This is a genomic window from Cohnella lupini, assembly GCF_003386205.1.
Taxonomy (GTDB): domain Bacteria; phylum Bacillota; class Bacilli; order Paenibacillales; family Paenibacillaceae; genus Cohnella; species Cohnella lupini.
This window is the reverse complement of record NZ_QRDY01000002.1, coordinates 182,487-207,608: the sequence shown is the minus strand read 5'-3', so window position 1 is coordinate 207,608 and position 25,122 is coordinate 182,487. Positions and strand designations below refer to the sequence as shown.

At 50.1% G+C, this 25,122-nt stretch carries 22 protein-coding genes; 2 read left to right on the top strand and 20 right to left on the bottom strand.

The features are described from left to right. Positions 1 to 28 precede the first annotated feature (28 nt). From DFP95_RS05250 to DFP95_RS05235, 4 genes are read right to left on the bottom strand one after another with little or no spacing between them, the layout of a single operon-like run. The gene (locus DFP95_RS05250) at positions 29 to 361 is read right to left on the bottom strand and encodes an L-rhamnose mutarotase (RefSeq protein ID WP_115991534.1); all 333 of its coding nucleotides are present in this window, start codon (positions 359 to 361) and stop codon (positions 29 to 31) included. Then, positions 339 to 2,006: a response regulator transcription factor gene (locus DFP95_RS05245; protein ID WP_115991533.1), complete on the bottom strand. Its 1,668-nt coding sequence runs from the start codon at positions 2,004 to 2,006 to the stop codon at positions 339 to 341. Before DFP95_RS05245 ends, DFP95_RS05250 begins: the two co-directional genes overlap by 23 nt. Then, a complete protein-coding gene (locus tag DFP95_RS05240) occupies positions 1,993 to 3,825 on the bottom strand; it encodes a sensor histidine kinase (protein ID WP_115991532.1) in 1,833 nt (610 codons plus the stop codon). The genes DFP95_RS05245 and DFP95_RS05240 overlap by 14 nt, the downstream gene beginning before the upstream one ends. Then, complete coding sequence (locus DFP95_RS05235; protein WP_115991531.1) at positions 3,815 to 4,774, bottom strand: autoinducer 2 ABC transporter substrate-binding protein; 960 nt, start codon at positions 4,772 to 4,774, stop codon at positions 3,815 to 3,817. Before DFP95_RS05235 ends, DFP95_RS05240 begins: the two co-directional genes overlap by 11 nt. Positions 4,775 to 5,098: 324 nt before the next feature. Here DFP95_RS05235 and DFP95_RS05230 point away from each other — a divergent pair, with 324 nt between their 5' ends. After that, positions 5,099 to 5,572, top strand: coding sequence for a LysM peptidoglycan-binding domain-containing protein (locus DFP95_RS05230; protein ID WP_181907267.1), 474 nt, complete (start codon positions 5,099 to 5,101; stop codon positions 5,570 to 5,572). A 210-nt stretch (positions 5,573 to 5,782) separates the two neighbouring features. Here the strand turns inward: DFP95_RS05230 and DFP95_RS05225 are convergent, their stop codons facing one another. From DFP95_RS05225 to DFP95_RS05195, 7 genes are all read right to left on the bottom strand, one after another. Beyond that, the gene (locus DFP95_RS05225) at positions 5,783 to 6,466 is read right to left on the bottom strand and encodes a helix-turn-helix domain-containing protein (protein WP_115991530.1); all 684 of its coding nucleotides are present in this window, start codon (positions 6,464 to 6,466) and stop codon (positions 5,783 to 5,785) included. Positions 6,467 to 7,330: 864 nt separating this feature from the next. Continuing rightward, entirely contained in the window at positions 7,331 to 7,867 is a 537-nt protein-coding gene (locus DFP95_RS05220; protein WP_245987374.1) for an MgtC/SapB family protein, read from the bottom strand. A 60-nt stretch (positions 7,868 to 7,927) separates the two neighbouring features. Continuing rightward, positions 7,928 to 9,859: a CehA/McbA family metallohydrolase gene (locus DFP95_RS05215; protein WP_115991529.1), complete on the bottom strand. Its 1,932-nt coding sequence runs from the start codon at positions 9,857 to 9,859 to the stop codon at positions 7,928 to 7,930. A gap of 28 nt (positions 9,860 to 9,887) precedes the next feature. Next, positions 9,888 to 10,784 (bottom strand): carbohydrate ABC transporter permease, encoded by an 897-nt coding sequence (locus DFP95_RS05210; RefSeq protein ID WP_115991528.1) that lies wholly within the window; start codon positions 10,782 to 10,784, stop codon positions 9,888 to 9,890. Positions 10,785 to 10,799: 15 nt separating this feature from the next. Next, positions 10,800 to 11,726, bottom strand: coding sequence for an ABC transporter permease (locus DFP95_RS05205; RefSeq protein WP_115991527.1), 927 nt, complete (start codon positions 11,724 to 11,726; stop codon positions 10,800 to 10,802). 119 nt (positions 11,727 to 11,845) lie between these two features. Further along, complete coding sequence (locus tag DFP95_RS05200) at positions 11,846 to 13,489, bottom strand: extracellular solute-binding protein (RefSeq protein ID WP_115991526.1); 1,644 nt, start codon at positions 13,487 to 13,489, stop codon at positions 11,846 to 11,848. Between the two features lie 195 nt (positions 13,490 to 13,684). Beyond that, positions 13,685 to 14,437 (bottom strand): GntR family transcriptional regulator, encoded by a 753-nt coding sequence (locus tag DFP95_RS05195; RefSeq protein ID WP_281273395.1) that lies wholly within the window; start codon positions 14,435 to 14,437, stop codon positions 13,685 to 13,687. Positions 14,438 to 14,782: 345 nt separating this feature from the next. Here DFP95_RS05195 and DFP95_RS28810 point away from each other — a divergent pair, with 345 nt between their 5' ends. Then, the gene (locus DFP95_RS28810) at positions 14,783 to 15,004 is read left to right on the top strand and encodes a hypothetical protein (RefSeq protein WP_181907266.1); all 222 of its coding nucleotides are present in this window, start codon (positions 14,783 to 14,785) and stop codon (positions 15,002 to 15,004) included. 587 nt (positions 15,005 to 15,591) lie between these two features. Here DFP95_RS28810 and DFP95_RS05185 read toward each other — a convergent pair. From DFP95_RS05185 to DFP95_RS05145, 9 genes are all read right to left on the bottom strand, one after another. Beyond that, on the bottom strand, positions 15,592 to 16,542 hold the full coding sequence (locus DFP95_RS05185) for a sensor histidine kinase (RefSeq protein ID WP_245987372.1): 951 nt from the start codon (positions 16,540 to 16,542) through the stop codon (positions 15,592 to 15,594). A gap of 22 nt (positions 16,543 to 16,564) precedes the next feature. Continuing rightward, complete coding sequence (locus DFP95_RS05180) at positions 16,565 to 17,356, bottom strand: ABC transporter permease (RefSeq protein ID WP_115991524.1); 792 nt, start codon at positions 17,354 to 17,356, stop codon at positions 16,565 to 16,567. Further along, complete coding sequence (locus DFP95_RS05175; RefSeq protein ID WP_115991523.1) at positions 17,349 to 18,272, bottom strand: ATP-binding cassette domain-containing protein; 924 nt, start codon at positions 18,270 to 18,272, stop codon at positions 17,349 to 17,351. The genes DFP95_RS05180 and DFP95_RS05175 overlap by 8 nt, the downstream gene beginning before the upstream one ends. 122 nt (positions 18,273 to 18,394) lie before the next feature. Continuing rightward, positions 18,395 to 19,399, bottom strand: a complete 1,005-nt coding sequence (locus DFP95_RS05170) for a wax synthase family protein (RefSeq protein WP_181907265.1) — start codon at positions 19,397 to 19,399, stop codon at positions 18,395 to 18,397. Next, on the bottom strand, positions 19,396 to 19,815 hold the full coding sequence (locus DFP95_RS05165) for a hypothetical protein (RefSeq protein ID WP_147304134.1): 420 nt from the start codon (positions 19,813 to 19,815) through the stop codon (positions 19,396 to 19,398). The genes DFP95_RS05170 and DFP95_RS05165 overlap by 4 nt, the downstream gene beginning before the upstream one ends. 130 nt (positions 19,816 to 19,945) lie before the next feature. Beyond that, positions 19,946 to 20,635, bottom strand: coding sequence for a response regulator transcription factor (locus DFP95_RS05160; RefSeq protein WP_115991520.1), 690 nt, complete (start codon positions 20,633 to 20,635; stop codon positions 19,946 to 19,948). 199 nt (positions 20,636 to 20,834) lie between these two features. Next, the gene (locus DFP95_RS05155) at positions 20,835 to 23,318 is read right to left on the bottom strand and encodes a family 43 glycosylhydrolase (RefSeq protein WP_115991519.1); all 2,484 of its coding nucleotides are present in this window, start codon (positions 23,316 to 23,318) and stop codon (positions 20,835 to 20,837) included. Between the two features lie 102 nt (positions 23,319 to 23,420). Then, entirely contained in the window at positions 23,421 to 24,251 is an 831-nt protein-coding gene (locus DFP95_RS05150; RefSeq protein ID WP_115991518.1) for a carbohydrate ABC transporter permease, read from the bottom strand. Then, positions 24,248 to 25,114 carry a carbohydrate ABC transporter permease gene (locus DFP95_RS05145; protein WP_115991517.1) on the bottom strand — a complete coding sequence of 289 codons (867 nt, stop codon included), beginning with the start codon at positions 25,112 to 25,114 and terminating at the stop codon, positions 24,248 to 24,250. The genes DFP95_RS05150 and DFP95_RS05145 overlap by 4 nt, the downstream gene beginning before the upstream one ends. Positions 25,115 to 25,122 lie beyond the last annotated feature (8 nt).

Sequence of the window (25,122 nt, the reverse complement as noted above, 5' to 3'; positions counted from 1 at the left end):
AAGATGGATCGGGGCGTTCGAAATCGTCTTATTTCAAATAAAATACTTCGCGCATAGGCTTGATCGGCTCGGCTTCGTTGAAATCGAAGGAGCCTTCGACCATCTTCGAGGTGATCGCGTTCCAGCGATTGCACGCTTCGCTCTCCGCGATGGTCTTAAACGCCCCTTCCACGTCGTCGCATTCGAAGCAATAGAAGAATCGATTGCCATTCTGGAATATCGAGTAATTCCGAATACCCGCGCGGGAATGCTCGGCCATGATCTCCGGCCAAGGCTCCAAGTGAAGCGCGACGTATTCCTCCAAGAATTCCTCCTTGATCGTCCATGTCCATGCAAACTTATTGCTGCCGTTCTTCCGCATGCGTATCGTCTCCTCTTTGAACGATGTATCGTTCCCTGAATTTAGACGGGGTCTGACCCGTCCATTGCTTGAACAGCCGACTGAAATATTTGACGTCCTGGTAGCCTACCCGCTCGCATATTTCCTGAAGCTTTAACCGAGGTACCGCCAACAGCTCCTGAGCCATGGCCATTCTCTCCCGGGTCAAATAATCGAGAACGGTTTCGCCGGTTTGCAGCTTGAACAGCTCGCTGAAATACGTCGGATTCATGAATACTTGGTCCGCGATTTTCTTGATCGTGACTTCCTGTCCCGCGTTTAACTTGATCCAGCTCTTCGCTTGCTCGACCGGCTTCATGTTATTGCTCTCCCGGGCGGCTTGAATGAGGCCGATCACCCGATCCATCAACTGCTTCACGCACCGCTTCAACTCGTGCAGATCGGTTGCCTTCTCCGCCTTGCGAAGTTCATCTTCGATCGAAGTCGAATTCGCGATGCCGCCTCGGCTTTCCAACGCCGCGGAATGAATCAGGATCATCGCGTTCTGTACGGCTTTCCGCAACCTTTCCGGAGATTCCAGCCGGTCCAATAGCTGAAAGAACTGCTTGGCGTATTCGGCCGACTCTTCGGCATTTCCTTGTTCGACGCCGCGCTTCATTTTCTGAACCGTTTGAGTTAATTCTTTATCGTCCGAAGTCGAAACCTTCTCTTCTTCCATCTCGCCGGATGGCCGGAATATCCGGTTCCCCCCATGTAGGAAACGATAGTTCATCAAGGTCGAAGCTTGGCGTCCCGCCTCGGGAAGCAAATACAAATCCTCGATCAGGTCCCCGTACGCGACGGATACCGAGAAAGGCGTATAGGTCTGAATGGCGGAACGGATTCGATTCGCCAATTCATAGGCGGACGTTTCCCAATCGTAATCGGGATCCGGACCGTGCAGCAGCAACCAATATTCGGTTTCCCCTCCCCGCCAGCTCCATCCTCTCCGATTCGAATTCCCGATCTGGTTGTCCAGAAGCTCCCCGAGGATATTGTCTAAGGCAAAGTAGAACGCCTTCCAATCATTAGGCTTGTAGGCACGGGCTTTAACGGGAAGAGCGCCGAAGCGGACGGAGAACAGAAGATACGCTCCGCTCGGGAACTCGTCTACCCAATATCCCAATGACGTCATATCGATCCCCATGGAGGTGATATAGCTCAAAGCTTGGGTTTGCCGGGTTTTCTTGAGCTTCTCCGCTTCGCGTTCCATTTCTCCCTTCTTCAGGCTCTGATATTTGCCGTTGGCTATAATCAGCCTGATTTCGCTCATACGAACGCGAAATTGTTCTCGATCCACGGGCTTTAACAGGTAGTCAAGCGCGCCTTCGCGCAATGCCGCCTGCAGGTAGGAAAAATCATCGTAGCCGCTTATGAGCAGCGGATAGAAGGAATATCGCTTCTTCGCTTCCTTGATTAACGTCAATCCATCCATCTCCGGCATCTTCACGTCCGTAATGAGCAGATCGACGGCTCCGTCCGAACTCTCGAAATAGTCGAGCGCTTCCCTTCCGTCGCTAGCGGTCGCCACGATCTCCCAGCCTTCCCCGCAGGAGGTAACGAGGCGCTCGATTCCTCGCCGGATGCGGGCTTCGTCATCCACAATCATAGTTCTAATCGTTTGCATTCGAGATCGCCTCCCCGCGCGTCATCGGAATTCGAATCATGATTTCCGTGCCCTTGCCCACTATGCTGTGCAGTTGCAGTCCGTAGTCCGCGCCATGCATCATGACGATTCTGGCATTGACGTTAACGAGGCCGAAATGCGAGCTTCGGCTTTCCAGACTGCTTTTCTTAAGCGATTGCTCCAGCTCTATGACTCTATCGGGGGGAATCCCCGGACCATTATCGCGAATCCGCAGGACGACGTCCCTTTTTCCCGAACGCGCTCCGAATTCCTCGCTGACGGCGATATGGATCTCGAGCGTCTTTCGGGTTTCCAAGCCGTATTTGATCGAATTCTCGACGATAGGCTGCAGGATGAATTTCGGAATGAAGAGCGTATGGAAGTCATTCTCGTTCATGTGATGGACGATCTCGAAGCTTACCCTGTCTTCGAAGCGGAACTTCTGGATCGTCAGATAATCCCTTACGTGCTGCACTTCCTCCGCGATGGTCACGAATTTCGACTGATTGGACACGGAGAATCGCAGCATGCGGCCAAGTAGCGTGACCATGTCTACGACCACCTCCGTCTCTCCTTCTTCCACAGCCATTCCGATCGTTTCGAGCGTATTGTACATGAAGTGGGGATTAATCTGCGATTGCAGGGCGTACAGCTCGGCGTTTTTCTGGCGAATTTCGATTTGATAGTTTTGCTGAATCAGATCGCGAATCGTCGCGATCATCGAATTGAAGCTCCGAGCCAGCATCCCGACCTCGTCCCCGCGCTGGACCTTGAGATCCACCTGAAAATCTCCCATCTCGACCGTCTTCATCAATCCGGTAAGCTTCTTGAGAGGGCGTGTCATGCTATAAGAAATGATAACTCCGATGACCGAAGTCAGAATGATAATTCCGATCAGCACGAATACCGTTACGTTACGAACCAGATCCGTTCTCTCGGTCAGATCCCGCAGCGGAATGCTGTGGAGAAGAATCCATCCCCGGTCGGTAGTCTGATTGACGCTGACAAGCCTGTCTTGTCCGGTGGCGTTCGTCCGGAAGCTTCCGTTAAGCGTCGGATATTTGGCGACATCCTTGTCCTCGCTGCCGATCAGGTGCCGATTCGTGTGATAGATGATTTTCCCGGACGGATTCATGACCCATAAGTCCGCCCTGGCATTCTTCTCGAAGTTGCGCACGATATCGTCTATGAACGACAAGTCGACCGCGATGAGCATGGTCCCTAAATATTTGCGGTTATCGACGTCGTTGATCTGTTGAAGCATAAAGACGTAAGGAACGTCGCTCTCGAATTGAACGTCGATTTCGTCCGGAAGAATGATTCTGACTTTCCCGCTCGGTTCGATTCCCGCGGCGTAATCGGTGATCGTCCGGCTCCAATCGGTTTCCTTGAAGTTCAATTTGGAGCTGGAAAACAGCCTATCGTTCGAAACGACGAAAACTCCGAGCACGTCGGCGTTCCTCCCGTTCGTATAAGTACGCGCCAAGTAACTGTTCATCGCGTACTGATCGCGGTTCAGCTCGGAGCGTTGGGTATAGGAGGTACGTCTTAAGATCGCCAGTATGCTGTCCGAGTTGAACAGAATCTCGGGAAGAGTCGTCAACTCGTCGATATGTTTCCCGACGTCCGCGTTGGCTTGGTACAGGAATCGCGGCATATACTCCCCGATCTGTTCCTCGACCGATCTCGCGTATTGCGTATAAGAAATATAGACAAGGAGCAATAGCGGCAGCGCCGTTAATAACGTATAGGATACGATCAATTTATAGGCGATCGGATAGTTCCGGAACTCGAACCCTCGCCAGCGCTTAGAAGTCATACTGATCCACATTCTCCGCGTTGAAGTCCAGCGGCTCCCCCATAATGACCATGTCTCCGTTCACTCGGACGATCCCGACTCCTTCGACGGCCTGGCCGTCGACCGGCAGTACCTCGTTCAAGTAGTTGCAAGCCAGAGCGATCGTCAAGTATCCGAGCTTCTTCGGGCTCCATAGCGTCGCTACTTGCGCCGATCCCTCGTGCAGATAATCCCTCATCAGATTGGGATTCGATAATCCCACGACTTTGACGCTGCCCGCTTTTCCCGCTTCTTTAACCGCTTGCGCGGCGGCCGGCGGCCCGACGGAGGAGTTCCCGATGATCCCGTTTAGGTCGGGATAGTCCATAAGCAGCTTATTGGCAACCTCGTATGCCTTATCCCGATCGTCGTCGGTAGCTACCGTCGCAACGAGATTCAAGTCCGGGTAATATTCTCTTTGTTGGACATTGATCCATTTTAACCATTCGTTCAGATTGGCGGCGGAGAACGAGCCGGTCATAATGGCATAATTGCCGGCCTCTCCCATCGTAGATGCCAACGTATCCAAGAGATGTCTTCCCAGCACCTCGGGATCGACCATATTGACGAAGAACTCTCTTCCCTCCGGCAGCGTATCGGCATCCCAGGTGATAACCTTGATCCCTGCAGCCCTCGCTTCCTCGAGTACCGGCACGAGCTTAACGGGATCGTTCGCGGATATGGCTATGAGATCGACCTTCTCCTCGATCAATCGCTCTACGGCTTCGATCTGAAGGCCGGCATCCGCGATCGTCGAGCCGCGGAATAGCACCTCGACGCCGAGATTACGCGCAGCTTCCTGCGCTCCTTGGGCCGCGTAATTGAAATAGTCTATCTCCGTTCCCTTCGGCACAAAGGCGATCTTGTATTTCCGCTGAGGTTCATCCGTCGATTGGGGCGCGGAATGTCCAGATGAACTCACGGGCTCCATAGAGTACACAAGCTCGTAACGATTCCCCGGTCCAGATTGGCAAGAGGAACCGAGCAAGGCAATGAATAGAAGAACAAAGATTGTCCGATACAAACCGCTCACAACCTTCGCTCTGGAATGATTGAATTCATTATAGCGAAATGAAGGCGCTTTCGGAATGGATATTTTCGATGCAAATACGCACAAAACAGACAAACGGTAATTTCGAAGCGGCCAAGCCGCGTCCGACCCTGTCTGGCTTTATTTTCATCGATATGTAACCAATCGCCCATTAAGTAATACCCTGTAAGAGACAAATGACTATTTTTACGCGGAGGTTATGACATGGATCGTGGTTTTTTCCCGGGCGGCGGATTTGGTGGAGGTTTTGGCGGTGGCGGCTTCGGTGGCGGGGGATTCGGTGGCGGTGGTTTCGGCGGCGGTGGTTTTGGTCGCCCCTTTTTCCGTCCGTTTCCTAGTCCCTATTTCGCCAATCGTTTCTTGTACCCGTCTTTCTTTTTCTCCCCGTTTTTCTTTCCCTTTATCAGAGACGAAGCAGCTAACGATACGTTATTCGCGCAGCACCAAGCTCGGCCAGGCGATACAATGGCTACGGTAGGCTACCAATATAACATGCCTCATACTATATTGGAGGAAGCCAACCCGCAGCTAGCCGCGAAGAGTCAATTGAGCCCCGGGGATGTCGTCTACGTGCCTCGTATTTCCAACATGATGTGTCAAAAACATTACATGGAAATGCCGGCGCAGACTGCCCCTCAACAGCAGCAACCGATGGTGAATCAGGGGCAACGGGAATAAATATTTCGTGCGAAAATGTCCGCTAAAACAGACGATGTACAGCAAGAGGCTGCTCAAGAATGTTCTGAGCAGCCTCTTTCAGGTTACACGGCGTCACTTGAACCCGGTCGCACAAGGGAGTCAGCCCGCGCCTCTATAGACAGAATAGTACGTGTATATAAGTCCCGTTCAGAGAACAAGTTTCAGAGAACAAGAGTGATACAGCCTGCCTTACAAGTACCCTTTTTTGCTTCGATACCGCCTGATAGGACCACCGGGTTTGCTAGCATCCGGCATGACTTTGCCTTTTGCGACAAGCGACTTAAGATGTTTGACTGCCGTATTTCGATGAATGCCTACCGCTTTCGCAAGGGTAGCCGGGGAGAAGGACTCCGCTCTATTTTCGACAAATTTGTAAATAGCCGTTTCGGCCGGCTTTAATGCTGGTTCTATCCTATTCGATTCAAGCCCCCATTTCGCCAAAGCGTGCATTAATTGTTGCTGGCAGCGACGGGGCTGATCCATGATGCTTCTGAAAGAAAACCTTAACACTTTCCAATCGTCGATTATGAGGTCATTTTGACGGAACCGGTCATCCGAAAATTTATGGGCATCCGCATTCGAACCATGCGTACCTTTATCGTCGATTTCAATAGCTATTTTGATGGCGACCGATGGCTTAGCCAAATCCAAGTAGCGATAACCGTCTTTAAAGTCGATGACCTCGTACTCCGCAAGCCATCCGTCAAAACTCCCGAATGCCGGCCATAATATGCGGATAACGAATTGCTTCGAAGAAAAGCTCAGGCCTTTCTTCAGACGTTGACGCCGCTCTCTAGAGCTCGACTTGATTTGAGACGCCAACCACTGATTGTATGCCGCATGCAGTTGCGGATTCATTTCGACATTCTCCATCTACTTCTCCTCCGGAATAAAAAATAGCCGCCAGTCCGGAATCGATTCCGGAGCTAGCGGCGTGTTCTTCACGACCTATACACTCATAGGATAATATACCTGCACTCCAACGAGTTTGCAATTATTATCTACAAAAAGGGTGCGCGAGGTATGCGGGAGGCGCCTCGTTGGTGGCTGTTGCGCACATTATTTGTGCGCTAGACGTGCGGCGGCGGTTTCATCTTGGCCGTTGCGCACAGTTTTTGTGCGCTAGATCAGCGGCGGCCGCTCCCTCACCGCCCTTGCGCATAGTTTTTGTGCGCTAAACACGCGGCGGCCGCTCCCTCACCGCCCTTGCGCACAGTTTTTGTGCGCTAAACACGCGGCGGCCGCTCCCTCACCGCCCTTGCGCACAGTTTTTGTGCGCTAAACACGCGGCGGCTTTCCCTCACCGCCCTTGCGCACAGTTTTTGTGCGCTAAGTCCGCGGCGGCAGTCCCTCACCGCCCTTGCGCACAGTTTTTGTGCGCTAGACACGCTGCGGCAGTCCCTTCACCGCCCTTGCGCACAGTTTTTGTGCGCTAGTACACGCGGCGGCAGTCCCTTCACCGCCCTTGCGCATAGTTTTTGTGCGCTAGATCAGCGGCGGCCGATCCCCCACCGCCCTTGCGCACAGTTTTTGTGCGCTAGTACACGCGGCGGCCGATCCCCCACCGCCCTTGCGCACAGTTTTTGTGCGCTAGTACACGCGGCGGCCGTCCCTCACCGCCCTTGCGCACAGTTTTTGTGCGCTAGTACACGCGGCGGCCGATCCCTCACCGCTGTGCGCTCAGTTTTTGTGCGCTAGACCAGCGGCGGCCGATCCCTCGCCAAGTACCGTAAATCATTATTCGGTCAGCTCTTGCACATCCGAATTTCTAATATTACTTATCGGTTGTCCTTTTTTATACTTTTGATTTTCTATTACGTTGGCAATTCTGGCTAGGGTCATACAGAGTACGACCGCAAATATAACCAAGCTATAGAATCCCGCGCCGATGCCGATACCCACCCCGCCGACGAACAGAATCATGGCAGCGGATGTAAGGCCTTTGACCTTCAAGCCGTCTTTAAGAATGACGCCTGCACCTAGAAAACCGAGTCCGGATACGATTTGAGCAGTCAAACGCATCGGGTCCATCATTGTGTTCTTATGCAGCGTACTGAATTCGCCAACGCTGTAAATCGAAATCAAGGTAATCAATGCGCTCGCGACGCAGACGTACATATAGGTTTTTAACCCGGCGGGTTTGCTTTTGGATTCCCGATCCCAACCGATTATAAAGCCAAGAATAGCACTAAGAGCAATACGAATGTATATCTCGTAATACTGATTAAAGTAATGGATCGTATCTTCTGAGAGCCAAGAATAAAGGCTATCCAAATGACAACAACTCCTTAAGCGCACGTAAGTCTGATCAAACGTCTTGTAATCGGTTCACTGTTACTCCGTTTCTATCCAAACCGGCGAAGTCGCCGCAAATTCGCCATCCTCTTGATACACCTTCGCGAAGTAATAGCGATCTGCGCTTGGCAACGAAAACTTATAATCAAGTTGCTTACTTTTCAGATTAATCGCATGAAGCACGCGTCCCTGCTCGCCGATGATCTCTGCCTTGACGATTCGGCTGCCCGTGTCGACGCCGTACAAAGCCTTAATATCGATTTCCAGCGTATCGGCACATTTGATTCTCGACCCCATAATGGCACCGTTCACCTTGAACCACACCTTCAAATGAAGCGCCGACGTAAAGTATACGCGATGATGTCTGACTGCATCGAAGAAGTGCTCTCTTGTCAGTTCGTCCACCAATAACCCCGTCCGAAGAGTGTTTTGCGTTCCCCACTGCCCGTGATGATTATCTTGGCTGCCTACGGGCGATACATGCCAACCCTTATCCAGCGCCATGACATAATAATAGAGACCGCCGAGCTCCTTCGATTCAATCGTGTTGATCTCTATCATTTGCAGCACTTCATCCAACTGCGCATCGTAAGGATCAAACCCATCGAGATGACGTTTGCCGCATGACCACGGATGATTCCATTGATGAATCGAATCGGGATATTGCTTTAATGTGTCGTAGTAAGTCGGAATATCGTTATATTGGGTTTCGTAGGCGTTAATAAAAAAGTCCATATTGTACGTATTCATATGACCGAATTGATTGTACCAAGTCGTTTCTGCTCCGATTAGGGCGAGGAAAGCGCCGTCTTCGGTTTTCAGGTCGGCCATCTTCTGGATATCCGCCCATTTGCGGCTTTTATCCCAGTCCAGATAATGATCATACAGATTGCTGTGCTCGGTGATCGCCAGAAAATCCAGACCGGCCGTATATCGCGCATAATCGAACGCAAACTCCGGTACCCCGATGCCATCCGAAAATCCGGTATGGCTATGCAGATTGCCGAAATAGATTTTATACTCGTCGTCGATCGGAGCCGGTAAAGCCTTCGAACGAGGCTTTGGCGCTGGCAGAGGCGACTTTTGGACGAACGCCAGCCAATGTATCATCAAACTCTGAGGCGGCGCGGGTTCCGTGATCACGAGATAAACGTCATGAACGCCCGTTAACAGCAACGGATTCGTATGCTCCAGGCGGCCGGCCAATATCGACCATCGTATCCATTGCTTGAATAAAACGATCTCTCCTATTTTTTCTCCGTTAAGATCGTCCAATCTCACTTCCAAAGTGATTCGCTTTTCTTTGTCCTGATCCGTAAAGCCGAATTGTCCGCGCAGTTGGTCCACTCCGGCTTCCGTAAAATCGACGTCGCGGTAAACCAAATAACTGCCGGCCTCTCCGCCAACCAGCACCTGATCTTTCTGACCTGACTCAATATCGTCGACTTCCATCTCGCCGAATCCGTACGCCTGATCGAATGCAATCGCAGGAAACTTCAGAGGCGAGACCTTGCTCGGCAAAGCCGCCTCCAACGTATCCGTTTCATGACCGTATACTTGGAAATGGCGAATCTTCGCGATTTCCCCTGAAGAGCTGTATGTAACGGTTACCCTTATATAACGGGCCTTAAAGGACACGTCATAATGCTCTCCACCGGTCGTTGAAGCCGTATCTATTTTTTCCGCAACTGTTTCCCAGTTCAGATTATCCTCGCTGCTTTCAATAAAATAGTGCGTATAGTCATCGGATTCCGAAGTCGTGCTAATTCGAATCCGCTCGATCCGACAGCATTGCCGTAAGTCGAGCTTCCACCACTTATAGTAAGGCGCACCCGCCCAGCATGTATCGTCCCGGCCATCGATCGCTTTATCCGCTTCGGAACCTTCGATTTGGTTTTCCGCCGTGGCGATCTTGCCAAAGCTCAACAAAACGGCTTGCTTTGAATTATCTTCTTGGTTATGTTGGATCATCGCTCTTCACCCATTCTGCGTTGTATTCTTATCCCTTAACGGCTCCCATCATTACGCCTTTCACGAAATGCTTCTGAACCAATGGATATAGCAGCAGCATCGGAATGCTCGACACCACGATCACCGCATACCTCATCCCTTCCGCCATCAACAGCTGTTCCACCAAACTTTCGCCTTCGCTTCCAGCCATAGCGGACATATCCTCTTGAATCAAAATATTACGTATGACCATCTGCAGCGGTAGCCTCCAGTGATCATTCAAATAAATCAACGCCGTAAAATAAGAGTTCCAGTGCGCTACGCCATAATACATGGTCATTACGGCAATTATCGGCATAGAAAGCGGAAGCACGACGCTAGTTAACGTTCTGATATTGCTGCAACCGTCTATAAATGCGGCTTCTTGGATTTCATCCGGAATGGCCGTCTGAAAATAGGTCCTCATGATAATCAAATTCCATACGCTAATCGCGCTCGGAATCACCATTACCCATAAGTTGTTATATAGTCCAAGCATATTTTTATAGACAAGATAAGTCGGAATCAAACCGCCGTTAAAGAGCAGGGTAAACGTAAAAAATAAGACCAGTACGTAACGTCCCTTAAAATCCTTGCGAGATAACACATAGGCCCCCATTGTCGTCATAACGATATTAATCGTCGTTCCGACAACCAAATAGATCAGCGAATTCCGATAACCCATCCATATATCGGGATTATGAAATACCTTTTCATAGGAATTCAGCGTAATATGCTTCGGCAACAGCCAAAGCTCTCCCTTTACGATGGAAATCGGATCGCTAAAGGACGCGCTAACTATATATAGCAACGGATAAAGCGTTCCGAGCATAATGATCGCAAGTATCGTATAAATCGAAATATCGTATATTCGATCTCCCCAACTCGCCGATTTCGCGTGTTCCATTTTACTATTCCTCCATCACCACAAGCTGGTGCCGCCGACCCTTTTGGCAGTTTGATTCACGATAATAATCAGCACGAAGTTAATCACCGAGTTGAATAATCCTACCGCGGCCGAAAAGCTATATTGCGATCCAAGTAAACCTATCTCGTATACATAGGTCGATATCACGCTGGACGAGGTTCGATTCAGATCATTCTGCATGAGATATATTTTCTCGAAGCCGACGTCCATAATCGAGCCAAACTGAAAGATTAGCATGATGATAGCAGTCGGAATCAAGCATGGAATCGCGATATGAATCAACCGCTTCAGCTTGCTAGCGCCATCGATCATCGCCGCCTCGTATAAGTGCTTATCGATGCCGGCAAGAACCGCAATATACAGGACGGAACTAAAGCCCATGTTCTGCCATATATCCGAGAACACGTAAATGAATTTGAACATTCCCGGCTCCGTCATAAAATAGATCGGCTCTCCGCCGAATGCTCGAATCACATTGTTAACCAAGCCTGTGGAAGGAGAGAGAAAAGCCATCACCGTGCCTACAAGCACGACCGTGGAAAGGAAATGCGGCATAAAGGTAATCGACTGTACGCTTTTCTTAAACCACTTGCCGCGTACCTCGTTTACCAGCAACGCAAAAAAGATCGGCAGCGGAAACGCGAGAAGAATTTGAAAAATGCTTATCCCAACGGTATTCTTAATTAACGTCCAAAACTGATAGTTATTAAAAAACCGAACGAAGTGTTTCATTCCTACCCAATCGCTGCCCCAAATGCCCTTGGCGGCGGAAAAATCCTTGAAAGCAATCTGAATGCCATACATCGGCAAATACTTAATGAGCAGAAAATAAATGACCACCGGTAAAATAAGCAAGTATAAATCCCAATTTTTGCGAATAGAGCGAGGCAACGCGATTCCCCCCTCCGAACCTGATGTCATACTAGCACCCCTTCGTTGATTAAACGGCTTACGCGATTCTAGCAACTTTCGGCGAAGAGAGACGAGAAGCTCCGATGAGGTCCAGCCTTTAGGAGCTTCTCGTCTTGTAAGGCTCATTCCTATTTCGTTGTATATCGCGAATACGCGGTTTCGTAAATGCTTTGCAGATCGTTAAGTCCCATTTTCTCCAACCATTCTACATACTTATCGAATTCGTCGAGAGATGCTTTACCTTGTACGAACTCCGCGGTACGTTGGCTGACGTAACCGTAAATATCCGCTTCCAGCGACAGCTTCTCCTTGGATTCTTCTGAAGTAAAGCTGAACGGCGCCCACAGCTCCTCGGGTAGAGAAGGTCCCAGTTTTTCCGCCGCCGCCTTCGCTGCCGGCTCCGTCTCGCCGCCTTTGAAGTACTTTTCCAGAAGTAGCGTGGGTAAGGAACCGCCCGCGTAAGGAACATATTTCGAAACGACTTGATCGAAAGACGACCCCTCGGGTATATTGCTTACGATCTCGGGAATAAAGTCGTAGTTTCCGCTCGCATCCTTCTGATAGGTTTGGCCTTCCAATCCTAAGTAAAGCATTCGAGTCCCTTCTTCGCCGTAGAAATAATCGATCCAGCGCATCGTCGCTTCAGGATGTTTGTTCGTGCTGCTGATCATGAACGCACCTTTGGAACCGAAATGTCCCCTTGCGCTCGTAAATAGATGATCGCCATTCGGACCGGATAAAGCCGTATCAAGACCGACAAAATCCTTGGCATTCGTATTGGCGCGAGCAACGATATTGGCGAACGAGAAGCTGCCTACCATGTTCTGCTCATTCTTCGCAAGCACATTCGTGCCGGAATTCGTAAAAATCTCCTGGTCGATCAAATTTTCCGAATACAGCTTATGCAAATAGGTCAACAGTTCTTTATAGCTTTCGCTTGTCGGGAAGAAGCGCAGCTTTCCCGAATCGGGATCAACGTCCCAGTTGCCATTCCCGGTGCCTTTATTACCAAGCCCGAAGGCTCCTTTCAGAACCAACATGATATCGTCGAGAGAATCGGCGGTCAAAGGTATTTCATCCGTTTTCCCGTTGCCGTTCGGATCATCGTTTCGGAACGCCTTCAATACTTCATACAACTCATCCGTCGTCGTAGGTAGCTTTTTACCCGTTCTCTTGAGCCAGTCTTGGTTGAGGAACAGCTTCTTGGTAATCTCGATGCTGGGGGAATCTGTGAGGTTCGGCAAAGCATAGATACTGCCGTCCGCTGTTGCTATACCCTTCTTTACGTCCGGGTACTTTTCCATGACAGCCTTGAAGTTCGGCGCATATTGATCGATTAGATCATTTAATTTGAGGAAAGAGCCTTGCGCTCCGTACTTGTCGACATCGCTATCCGGCATTTTGGTTCTGTAAAAGATGTCTGGAAGTTCGTTGCTCGCAAGCGCCAAATTTCTCTTTTCCGTGATATCCGCAGTGGTATATTCATCCCAATCGATATGAATGCCGGTCATCTTCTCGTATTCCTGCCAGACTGCAATATCATTCCATTCCGTTGGCTGTGCCGGACTTAACAAGACCATCGCCGACAATGAAATCGGCTCATTCGCAATCGGAAAGCCGGATTTACTCACTTGTTCAGCATTTTCCGTTCCGGACTTAGGAGTGGCCTCACCCGCTTCGGTAGATGATGACGAATTATTGTCGCTGCAAGCTGAAAGCAAAGAAACCGTGAGTAACATTGCTGCCGAAGCGGCAGAAAATGCCTTTATCAAGAAAATTCCTCCTCGTAGTTTGTGTTGTTCTTAAAATGGAATAAAATAACAGAATATTCTGACTTTTAATGCAATGAATAGGCAAAAGCTCCCCTCGTCCTCGGCTTTCCCAAGATGTTATGTATGCTTAAAATCAGATCGTTCAACGTGTTTTTGAACGATCTGGATTTTATTTTCGTCGGTGGACATGCTAATTTATTTTCCGTCTGTATGATCCGAATATGCGCCATCATAGAAAGCTTTTTTTCTTAAGATTTGTTTGTACTTGTATTTATATTTTTCGCTGCGGATATAACTTTCACAGTATTCGATGCACCGATTTTGGGCAGTCGTCACCCTCGTTAGATGCAATACGGCCGTATTTTTCTTGATCTTAAGCTGCTGAGCGATTTCATCTGGACAATTCACCGCCTCGGCTTCTACTTCGGCCTCCTCCGCCATTAATCCCGAACAACGGAAAATAGTGAAGTACAAGCCTTCCTTTTGCAATTGCTCTTCTCCAGCGCCTTCCATCAGAGAACAAGGGGTAAATGCTCTTTCCCAAGCAAATAACTCATCGCCAATAAACCGCAGACGCGTGATTTCATACAAGCTATCGCTATCGGATAGTCCGAAAATCTTCTTCAGATGGCTGGTAGCGTTTGTTCTTCTGAAGCCAAGAATCTTAAAATCCGAATACAAACCTTCCTTCTCGATTTCCTGAGAGAGACTGTAAGTGCTTGACAACTCATGCTCGAATTTAGGTAAAGATACAAAAGTGCCTTTTCCTTGCTTGCGAACCAAATAGCCCTCTTGAACCAATTCCTTGAGTACTTCCCGTACCGTAATGCGACTAACGCCATACTCATCGCACAATTCCCGCTCGCTTGGAATTTGAGAGCCGGGGGACCAAAATCTATTCTCGATTTTCTCGAACAATTTACTGCGTAATTGGTATTGCAATGTCACAGGCAAAGTATCATCTAACAAAATGATTCCTCCATAAAAAATGATTTCATGATTTCAGGTTTATTTTAGTTTTCTAATTCGTTCAACTGGTTATAACATTATAATATAATAATGGGTAAGTCAATCCTTTTAAAGAAGAGGGGAAAAGGCTCCATAAAATATAATTTCTAATAGGTTAGTAAACTCCATTTCGTCCTCCTTGGGACGGCAGGTTACGTTTGTATCCAGCAATCAGATGAGTATAAAAAGTTCACAAGATTTTATGCTTTCTGATATTGCGACAAATCGCGAAATTTAGGGTCGCGTGAGAAAAATAACCCGGTTTGGACGGGTTATTCGGCGAAAATGGGACTGCGCGGGAAAAATAACCCGGTTTGGACGGGTTATTCGGCGAAAATGGGGCTTCGCGAGAAAAATAACCCGGTTTGGACGGGTTATTCGGCGAAATCGGGACTGCGCGAGGAAAGTAACCCGGTTTGGACGGGTTATTCGGCGAAAATGGGGCTTCGCGAGAAAAATAACCCGGTTTGGACGGGTTATTCGGCGAAATCGGGGCTGCTTGAGTAAAATAACCTGGTTTGGACGGGTTATTCGGCGAAATCGGGGCTGCTTGAGTAAAATAACCCGGTTTGGACGGTTATTACGGCAAGCCGAGATTGTGGTGTCCGCTGTAATACTGATCAAAAGTAGAATGGTAATCATCGCTATTGGAGTTATCAAGCGCTTTTGCAATCAAAGTAGGATGAAGAACATCACTATAGATCGAAATTTATGAAAGAAACGAACAAACGGAGACCAAAAGGAATAAAAAACATCTTTATCCAAGCTCGTTTTTGATCGAGCTTTAAAAATACATTGAGAAGCATCGTATTTGCTAGGGATGACTCACACCCCACTCACTTCCAACTACCTACCTGAATACCAGGCAGGGTATTAACTTCTGAGCACAGCAGTTAGTTTGAATCGAGCTTTCGATGAAGAGTGGCGAAACGACTCAACACCCTCCCATAGTCGAAATAACCACTTAAACTCGATCAGTATAAATGAATAACTCATTATTCTGCATGAAGCATTTCAAAAACGACTTCGTCGTCCTTTGAGGACAGCGAATGTCGTTTTTATCGTGGATGATTCAGGACAAGTATAGACATTGGTTATTCCGTTAAAAGCCGCGTTCGCTCGTTATCGGAAAGTCTAGTTTCCCTGTGCCAAACGCATTTCAATGCCAAGCGGTCTCCGAGAAGCTCGGCGGTCAAGGACCCGTTCATTTTCTCCATTAAGCTCTTGGCGATGGAAAGACCAAGACCCGACCCTTGGGCGGATCGAGTCCGGTCTGCCGTATAGAAACGGTCGAACAGCAGGTTTACGTCGCTGCCCGCAAGAGACTTCGCGTCGTTAACGACCGTCAGCTCCGCACGATCATGCTGCCGCTCGAGATGAATTTCCACTCGTCCCTCGGCATGCTTGATCGTATTGGCGAGCAAATTTTCCATTACCCTTCGAACCGCGGATTCGTCGGCATGGACGATGATTTCCTCGTCCGGAAGCCGGATATCCGGCTTCAGACCGCGTTCGTTAAACCGGTCGTAGAAGCCGACCAGCACATCGGACAGCAGTCCTGTCATTCGAAGCCGCTCGGGCTTCAAGAAATAATCCGTCGATTCGATGACGGACAGCTCGAAGAAATCATTCAGCAGAGTCTGCAGACGCTTCGTCCGGTTTTTCACGATGGCGACGTATTCCTGCTTCTCCTCCGGTGTCAGAGAGTCCGACTCTAGCAATTGAATATAGCCGAATATGGATGTCAACGGCGTGCGAATGTCATGGGAGATGTTCGCGACGGCTTGGCGCAGCTCGTTCTCCGTGCGTCTTCTGGCGGCTTCGGCGTCAACGATAAGCTCCGACTGCCGATTGATCTGCTCCGCCAGCGCCTCGACCTGCCGGTCGAAAAGCGCCACGTCGATTTTTTTGCTGACTGCCTGATCGTTGCGGAGACGAAGCTGCTCCGCCATTCGTCGCAGCTCCCGCTTCGTCACTTGCAGCCGGGCAAGCAACAGAACCGCCGCCGCGACTGCTGCAATCGCGACCATCGTGGAAATCGCCATCCCTTAACCCGCCTCGCTGTCGTTATTTAATTTCCTTCCTACGAAACACGATGGCGCCAAGCAGACCGGCCACTGCGATCGTAAGTAGCGGCACGAGCAATATCTGTACCGTACCGACTTCCAAAACGGGCTCGCCGATCTGGCCGATCAGCTTAAATACGGAATAATCATAGATGGTTTCGAAGACCGGGAAATAAGAACCCAGCATGGACAGAATCGTATCGATCATCATGAAGAAGATAATGGTGAGCCCGATCGTCTTGCCGCTCTCGGTCAGCAAGGTCGAGAATAAAGCGGAAATTACCGCGAAGCTTGCCGAGAAGAGTAACGTCAGGCCGAAAGCGCGCAGAATGAACGCTACGGGGACACCCGGCGGCAGTTGTCCGAATACGGATGTCGCATCTACCGCCGGCTGGCCGAAGCCGGCAAGCAACGTCGCCTCGATCGTGCTGATTACCGGAAAAGCAACCGAAATCGCCATCGCTCCCGCGGCAAACCCGATCAGCTTGGCCATGAACAGCCTACCGCGACTGTTGCCCGAAGAAACGATCGTTTTCATAACGCCGGTCGAATATTCGTTGGCGATGAAGAAACCGGCAAGAATGGCGGTTCCGAACTTGATAAAAAAGCTGTTTATACCGATGGAATCGAACAAAAAGGCAATGCCCGGAACGAGCGGGAACCCATGTGTCTTGTTGTCGAAATAAGAAAACAAAGGGAAGATAATAGCAAGGGCGGAGATCAGCAGCATCAGCATTCTGAAAGCCTTGTCCTTGCGCAGCTTGAACAGCTCGACGCGAATCAGGTTATACATGGCTGATTCCCCCGATCCGCTTGGTGAAATAGCTTTCCAGATCTTCGCCCATCGGCATGAATTGCTCTAGCATGAGTCCGGAGGAGACGAGCAACGCCGATATTTCACCCGGCCTTTCGATCTTGCCGTAAAGCTTGATGGAACCGTCGGGCATCACCTCGAAATCGGACGTTTTCAGCCCGTTCTGGATGACCGCGGACGCTTTGTCCGGATTGTCGGACTTAATATGGATGTACTGCTGGCACTTACCTTTCAACTCCTGCGCCGTGAGCTGCTCCAGAAGCCGGCCGTGATGTATGATTCCGTAGTGGGTCGCTAGCAAATACACCTCGCTCAGAATATGGCTAGAGATCAGAATCGTAATCCCGCGCTCGCGGTTGAGCCGTACCAGAAGCTCGCGCATTTCCACGACGCCCATCGGATCCAGACCGTTGGTCGGCTCGTCCAAAATCAGAAATTCCGGATCGCTTAGCAGAGCGATTCCCAGCCCTAGCCGTTGCTTCATGCCGAGCGAGAAATTTTTCGCTTTTTTCCTGCCGGTGTCCTGCAGACCGACCAGCGCCAGCGTCCGACCGATGCATTCCTTTCCGGGGATGCCGCGGAGTATTCGGTTCGCCTCCAAATTCTCCGCAGCCGTCATGTTGGGGAACAGCGCGGGGTTCTCGATAATCGAGCCGATCCGCTTGCGGGCTTGAACGAGCTCCAGTTCGCCGCCGGCACCGAACAGCTCGATATGTCCATCGGTCGGAAAAGCCAGTCCGGCCGCGATGCGGATCAGCGTTGATTTACCGGCGCCGTTCTGGCCGATAAAGCCGTAGATCGATCCTTTGCGGATGGACAGGTTTACTTTATCCAGGGCAAAGGCGCCCTTGAATTTCTTGGTTAATTGATTAGATTGCAATACATGATCATTCATCGTCTTTTGGGCCTCCCTTATGAGATAGCTTAACAATAAATTCAAAACCATAAGAGAGGCTTAAGCCGATTCTTAAAAAAGTCTTAAGGTAATCATTAAGGTAATAGCCGATTATCTATTTTTTAAGATATCCGTATTCCGACTATCGGCCAAACGATCATTTTCAGGAATGGAGCATGAAACAGTATCGGCATCGGAACAAGAAGCCAGGACATCGTCCACACCCGTCCTACCCAGGGAATTGCGGAGATCGGGCGACCTTTTCTCTCCATGGCCCTCTCGGCGCTCATCGCGATTCCGTGCAGAATAAAGTATAACATCGGCAATCCAAAACCCTGACGAACGGGAAGACTGATAGCAAGCTCATGAAGAATGCCGGAAAACAGAAAGGCCAGAAAAAGCGCGCTCTTATGGCTGATAATTTGACTTAACGGTCGGTACACGCCCAATGCGGTCATCTCCAAGAAAGCAAGGTTCCAACGCCTGCCCCAGAACTCGTTCAAGCTTGTCGAACGGATCGGATTGCGGAACAGCCGCTGACATTCGTAGCCCAACTGTCTCCAGTAGCCGGTGACGAGGTTAAAAACGCCGAAATGCACGATAAAGCTGAGTCCGATCAACAGCGGGGCAGTCGCGGTTATCGCCGCAAGCCCGCGGTTCCAGCGAAAATGTATGCCGAATTTCCATATTCCCCATGACAGCAGAACAAGAGCGATGCCAAATAGCAGCCTCTTGAAACCGTCAAGAAAATACCGGGAGGCATCCGCATAGGGTTTATCCTTCTTCCGCATAAAGACGTACGGCCTCATGCCGAACCATAAGTGAAATAGGACCCATCGGAAGAAGGGTATCGTTCGTTTCTCCCGGATGACGTACTCGCTGTATATAACGGATTTCATACCATACAGAAGTACGCCAATAATAACCGACATTCGGAATCCGGCAGGCTCGTCCGCCGTCGCCAAATCGATAAAAGCGATGGAGCCCACAGCAAGAGCCCATGACAATGAACGTTTCATCGCGGCTACTCTTAGTTGTGCGATGAAATAACCCAGCAGCGGAATGCAGAGGCATACAAGCACGGCGATAGCGATGAACTTCATGCTACTCGGAACGAACGCGCTCATTGCGCCATCCCCCATTCGTTCCAGCAAGCGGCCAAGCTATACACTACCGTTAGGAAAATAAAACAGATGACGAGCATCCACTCACCCATTCGGTAAATACCACCGACGGGCAGACCCTTTTTATCGAAATAGACGAATTGGATCACTACGCGCGCGGCCCAGTATAAGGCTATGAAGACGTTTAATGCCGTTGCCAGCCGCGAACCGTCCAACAAACCTTCCGTTGCGAATACGGATACGATCGCAAAAAACAAATTCGTACATAGGATGTAGCCCGCATACGTCCAGAATATTTGCTTGATTAGCGTCTGTACTTTTGCCAGCTCTCCGCGCCAGTTAAGCAAATAAGGGACGGCCAAGCTTCCCGCGACGACCGCAAACTGAACCGCTCCAGACGCTATTACCAGTTTCGACAAAATGTCCTCCATCCCGATCCCGCCTCTCCCCGTCTTCCATTTATTTCAATATATCACACGGATGGAGGGAAAATCGGCGAAACAACGAAGGATTTGTGAATTTTATCACATACAATTAACCTTTCGAGTCTTAAGGCTGAAGCCGGTATCCGATTCCCCACACCGTCTCGATCCACTCGACGTCCGGAGCCGCCTTGGCCAGCTTGCCGCGCAGATGGCTCATATGGACGTTGATCGTATTATCGTCCCCGTAGAAAGACTCGCCCCATACGCTTTCGTACAAGTTCGCTTTAGTGAACACTTTCTGAGGCGAGGAAAGCAGCAGCGCCATAATCTCATACTCCCTTGCCGTCAGCGCAAGCCCTTCCCCGTTCACCTTCACGGATTTGGCCTCGCCGTCCAGCTCCAATCCCTTGTGGCGCAGTACCTTCGGCTGAATCTGCTGAGCGGTTCGCGAATATCGGCGAAGCAGCGATTCGATCCGCGCGGACACTTCCTCCACGTCGAACGGCTTCGTAATGAAATCGTCCGCACCTCCGCGTAAAGCCGCGACTTTCGTTTGGCTTTCGTTCTTGGCCGACACGATCATGACCGGCACTCCGGTTCCGTTCAGCTTCTCCAGCACCTGCTCTCCCGTCATGCCGGGCAGCATCAAATCGAGCAACACCATCTCCCACGTCCGGCGCTCGAGCTGCAGAAGAGCTTCCGTCCCCGAGAAGGCGGGCTGAGGCGTATAACCGGCTCTCCTTATCACGTTGCACAGCAAGCTGCTGATATCGGCATCGTCTTCGACGACTAGAATATGAATATCCTTGTTCATGTGGCTCCTCTTTCGAATGATCCGACTTATATTCCGAATATTTCCTTCATGATACTAGATCGGACGGGATAAATAAATTGTCCGCGGTTCATCCTTTGACCCATAAATATTTTTGCCGGTTAATACTAGAGTAAAATACGTCAAAAAGCATCGCGGCAGAAATCCTCTGCCGCGATGCTTTTTGAGATTTATTTGAATTTTAATGAGTCACGCTGAAGTTATCGAAGTGGGTATGGGCATAATGAGCCCTCATTCCTACCTTTCCGGTAATGAAAGGATTGCTATTGTCGGTATAATCGATTTTGGGATTGACCATATCTCCGACATAGACTTTGATGTTGTTTCCGGCGACAACCACTTTCATGTGATGCCAAGCGTTGAGATTATACGTACCCGCGGCGCTAGCCAAAGTGGTCCAATTGTAATTCTGCTTCCCGAGCGACAATTGAGTGGGCGAAATAACGGCCAGATAGCCTTGGTAGAAATCGGTTCCAAGACCGGCGTCATTGCCGGCGCCGCCTTGGGCGGGATTCTGTACCCGAACCATGATTCCGCTGTTTAAGCCGTCGATCCCCTTGATATCGGCCTCCACGGTGTAATCCGACCAGCCCGTACTTCCGAGCGTCCGCTTGCCTACGTTATTAATGCTTGCTTCTCCGCTTTCGATAGCCCAGTTTCCGCCGCTCCAGTTCCAATCTCCGCTGAAGGAGGTCGCGAAGTTATCCGATTTCGCGAAGGAAGAGTTATCCGCGCTATTCAATTGCAACGTATAGAAATCGAATTCGCCCGTTACGGTTTCGACTCTGAGCGTGTGATTTCCTCCAGTTAGGTTCAACCCTTTAATCGTATACGTTCTCCAGTTATCCCAGCCTCCGGTGCTCGGAAGGGTAACCAAACCCGTGACGTCCGTCGAATCCAACCATACCCTCACTTGCGTTCCGGTGTAGGTCGTAGCATATCTTAAGCCTAAATTGTACGTTCCGCTGGCTTTAACGCTCACATTGTACTTATACCATTCGCCCGTACTGTTCCAGCCGATATTGTGTCCGCCCTCCGGATTGTCCCTAATATCGACGTTGTCGTTTCTGATATACTTGCCGCCTGCGTTTCCGCCCGACAAATCATGGTAACCTACGCCTTCGCCGCCGGAATTATAATGAACCGCCTGAATCGTACCCGGAATCGGTTTGTACGCATCGAAGATGCCGCTTCCGTTCACTTTGTTGCTGACGGCGATATAACCGAAATTAGCTTCGTTGTCGCAGGATAAATACCCGACCTTACCGGCTCCTAATCTCGTTGTTATCTTCGTTTCCAGCAGCATCTTATCGACGAAATACTTATAAGTCGTTCCGGACTTCTCGATGCGAATGGTATGCAGCTTGGTAATGTCGAAGCCTGCCGGCAGGGGCGTATTCACTTGCGTGTCCCAAACCCCGTTGACCAAAGTAACCGTCTCGAGCCGATTCAGATTACCGTTTAATATCGCAACGCCGTAGTTGCTTGCATCCACGTACCCGTACACGGCGCCGAGTTTGGGTCCCGCCGTTCCCTTCGAAATTTCCTTCATATTATATTCCGCCGTATAGTCGCTTGCCGTCGTGAACGTATTTTCATAGTTGATATAGAATGCCGTACTCCCCTTCGCGCTCTGGTACATGAAATTGTTCGAGATTCCCCAAGTGCCCCCGTTAAGATTAGAGTATCCGGCGCCTACGCTCGCTCTCTGAAATCTGTCCTCGAAGTTCGGCAACGAGGGATTCGGCATGGACCAATTCGTAGGACCGTACATCGCCATCTTGTCTCCGTTCCAGCCTATGGCGTCAATATTCACTTTGCGTACCGGCAAACCTCCCGATGAAACGCTAGTCAAATTGTGATAAACAGCGTAATAAGTATCCAGATCCGGTCCGATAAAAATGCTGTTGTGCCCCAAGCCTACTTGGGAACCTTCGCTGTTCAAGAGAATCGGATTATTGTTGCTCGGCGTAAACGGTTGTCGAGGTCCGGTCGTATTCGAGAAGGCATTCACCCGATAACCGGGGCTAAGCACATGATTTCCGGTAGCGGTGAGATGATACGTCCCGTTTCTCTTAATAACCGTCGCGCCTTCCGTCCACTGTCCGCCCATTTGCGTACCGCCAAGAACGACGTCGCTTCCGATCGACGTGGGACTGCTCATCGGAGCTGCGTGAATGCCGTCGCCGCCCGCGCTGTAAAAGGTCCAGCTGCCATTGTCGTCAATAAAGACGGACCCGTCTATGCTGTGGCCCAAATTGCCGGTCACCAGGGTAAAGGGTCCCGTCGGGCTACTGCTGGTCAATACGTAATGACCGGCGCCTCTGGGGGAAGTATACATATAGAACGTTCCGTTCCAATACACCACTTCCGGGGCGTAACCATCGTTCGTGATGGCCTCGGTGGAACAGAGTCCCGCGTAAGTCCAGTTAACGGCATCGGTCGAGCTCCAGCATTTGAACCCGGTATAGTTTTGACCCGTGCTGGTATACAGATAGAACGTTCCGTTGTATTTCATTACGAACGGATCTCCGATACCGTCGTTAGGATTCTCACTGGGAAGCGTCATATAGTTGGTATAAGCGAATGCCCCCGAAAAGGGAATTAATAGAGCAATTAATAAACACGCGAAAGCTACCGTCTTTTTCAATATTCCCGACATCATTCATTCCTCCCGTTATTGAATTCGCATCTTTCGTTATTCGAAATCGACAAAACCGCACCCTCTCAAAAACCAAACCGATGCGGAGGGCGCGGGTGTGATTCCTTACCCCTTAACGGCACCCGCCGTTATCCCCGCCACGATTTTCTTGTTGAAGAAAATGAACAGCACGAGAGGAGGGAGGGTAATCAGTAGAATGTTCGTATAGAGCAAGTTGTATTGCGATACGAATTGATTCATGAAATTGTAGAGCGTGAGCTGCACGGTCGCATTATCGGAGCCGGGGAAGAAGTAGAGAGGGTTGGTAAAATCGTTGAAGATCGCCACCGACGAGGTCACGATGATCGTTGCGTTCACGGGCTTCAGCAGCGGGAAAATAATCTGGAAAAACAATCGAAACCCTCCGCAACCATCGACAACGGCCGCTTCGTCGATTTCCCGGGGAATCGCCCCCATGAAGCCGCGGTACAGCAATACTCCGAAAGGAAATCCTAGAGCCACCTCTACCATAATGAGACCTAGCATCGTTTTGAACAGATGCAGATTGTCCAGCACCCAGATCGTAGGGACGATAGCAGGGGGGATAATCAAACCGGCCAGCACGAAAAAGCCTATCCAAGGCGTCACACGATCGGAGCGCCTTTGCATGACGAAGCCGGCCATCGCGCACACGAGCAGCAGTATGGCGATAGACAGGAGAGTCAGCGTCGTACTGTTAACGAAGGCGCGAATCAGCATGTGGTCGCGCGCTTGTATGACTTCCTTAATGTTGCTCCACAGATGGTTAGATGTCGGCCACGACATGCTGCGCAAGGACGCGCCTCTCTTATCCTTCATGGCATTAACGAACACGAAGTAGAGCGGAATCCAGAAAATAAGGACCGAAGCCAGAACCGCTCCAATCTCTACACCGAAAAGGCGAAGTCTGCGAATCATAAGTCCACCTCTCTTCGGTTCAAGTAGAGCGACAGCGGGAAGGCGAGCGCGGATACGAACAGAAACAGGATGACGTTACCCGCCGTGGCCAACCCATAGAAGCCGGCTTGATATTGCTTATAAATGATGGAGGCAATAACATCCGTAGCAAAGCCTGGCCCTCCTCGTGTCATCGGCCACAGAATATCGAAGCTGCGTAAGCCGCCTATGAAAGCCAGAATGATAACCGCATTCGTTGCCGGTCGGCTAAGAGGAAGAATGATGTTCCAGAACTTGCGCCACGAGTTTCCTCCATCGATCTGCAACGCCTCGTAATATTCCTCGGGAATAGACATGATGCCCGCGATATAGATAACCGTGGCAAACCCGACGCCTTTCCAGACGTCCACGAAGGCGACCGAAAGCAACGCAAATCGCGTATCCCCCAGCCAATCCGGACCGGATATTCCTAGAGAAGCTAGCGTAGTGTTGATTAACCCCTCCGTCGGATGCATAAGCGTGCTGAAGGCGATACCGACGGCTATCGTGCTGACCAAGGTGGGGAAGAACACGACGGATCTGAGATAGTTTTTGGTCCTTATTTTCGAAGTGAGGAAGACGCCCAGAAGCAGCCCGAATACGACCTTGAAGCCGCAGGTGACGACTGCATAGACGAATGTGTTCTTAAAGCCGATATTAAGCGACGACTCCTGGAAGAACGTCTTGAAGTTATCGAATCCGATATAAGTCCAATCCTGCAACGTCCAACGGGTCATGCTGAAGAAGAAGGACATGAAAGTCGGCAGTATGAAAATGATCAAGTAGATGATCGCCGCGGGAAACAGGAAGTAATAGGTATAGGTTCTTTTCCAAACCTTGGTCATTGCGATCC

Bases quoted from the DNA above. Each gene is read 5' to 3' on its own strand.
- DFP95_RS05230 (WP_181907267.1), top strand. From the start codon at position 5,099: ATGGATCGTGGTTTTTTCCCGGGCGGCGGATTTGGTGGAGGTTTTGGC.
- DFP95_RS05150 (WP_115991518.1), bottom strand. From the start codon at position 24,251: ATGATTCGCAGACTTCGCCTTTTCGGTGTAGAGATTGGAGCGGTTCTG.
- DFP95_RS05175 (WP_115991523.1), bottom strand. From the start codon at position 18,272: ATGAATGATCATGTATTGCAATCTAATCAATTAACCAAGAAATTCAAG.
- DFP95_RS05145 (WP_115991517.1), bottom strand. From the start codon at position 25,114: ATGACCAAGGTTTGGAAAAGAACCTATACCTATTACTTCCTGTTTCCC.
- DFP95_RS05180 (WP_115991524.1), bottom strand. From the start codon at position 17,356: ATGTATAACCTGATTCGCGTCGAGCTGTTCAAGCTGCGCAAGGACAAG.
- DFP95_RS28810 (WP_181907266.1), top strand. From the start codon at position 14,783: ATGGGACTGCGCGGGAAAAATAACCCGGTTTGGACGGGTTATTCGGCG.
- DFP95_RS05185 (WP_245987372.1), bottom strand. From the start codon at position 16,542: ATGGCGATTTCCACGATGGTCGCGATTGCAGCAGTCGCGGCGGCGGTT.
- DFP95_RS05235 (WP_115991531.1), bottom strand. From the start codon at position 4,774: ATGGAGCCCGTGAGTTCATCTGGACATTCCGCGCCCCAATCGACGGAT.
- DFP95_RS05215 (WP_115991529.1), bottom strand. From the start codon at position 9,859: ATGATCCAACATAACCAAGAAGATAATTCAAAGCAAGCCGTTTTGTTG.
- DFP95_RS05160 (WP_115991520.1), bottom strand. From the start codon at position 20,635: ATGAACAAGGATATTCATATTCTAGTCGTCGAAGACGATGCCGATATC.
- DFP95_RS05225 (WP_115991530.1), bottom strand. From the start codon at position 6,466: ATGGAGAATGTCGAAATGAATCCGCAACTGCATGCGGCATACAATCAG.
- DFP95_RS05245 (WP_115991533.1), bottom strand. From the start codon at position 2,006: ATGCAAACGATTAGAACTATGATTGTGGATGACGAAGCCCGCATCCGG.
- DFP95_RS05155 (WP_115991519.1), bottom strand. From the start codon at position 23,318: ATGATGTCGGGAATATTGAAAAAGACGGTAGCTTTCGCGTGTTTATTA.
- DFP95_RS05170 (WP_181907265.1), bottom strand. From the start codon at position 19,399: ATGAGCGCGTTCGTTCCGAGTAGCATGAAGTTCATCGCTATCGCCGTG.
- DFP95_RS05210 (WP_115991528.1), bottom strand. From the start codon at position 10,784: ATGGAACACGCGAAATCGGCGAGTTGGGGAGATCGAATATACGATATT.
- DFP95_RS05250 (WP_115991534.1), bottom strand. From the start codon at position 361: ATGCGGAAGAACGGCAGCAATAAGTTTGCATGGACATGGACGATCAAG.
- DFP95_RS05240 (WP_115991532.1), bottom strand. From the start codon at position 3,825: ATGACTTCTAAGCGCTGGCGAGGGTTCGAGTTCCGGAACTATCCGATC.
- DFP95_RS05205 (WP_115991527.1), bottom strand. From the start codon at position 11,726: ATGACATCAGGTTCGGAGGGGGGAATCGCGTTGCCTCGCTCTATTCGC.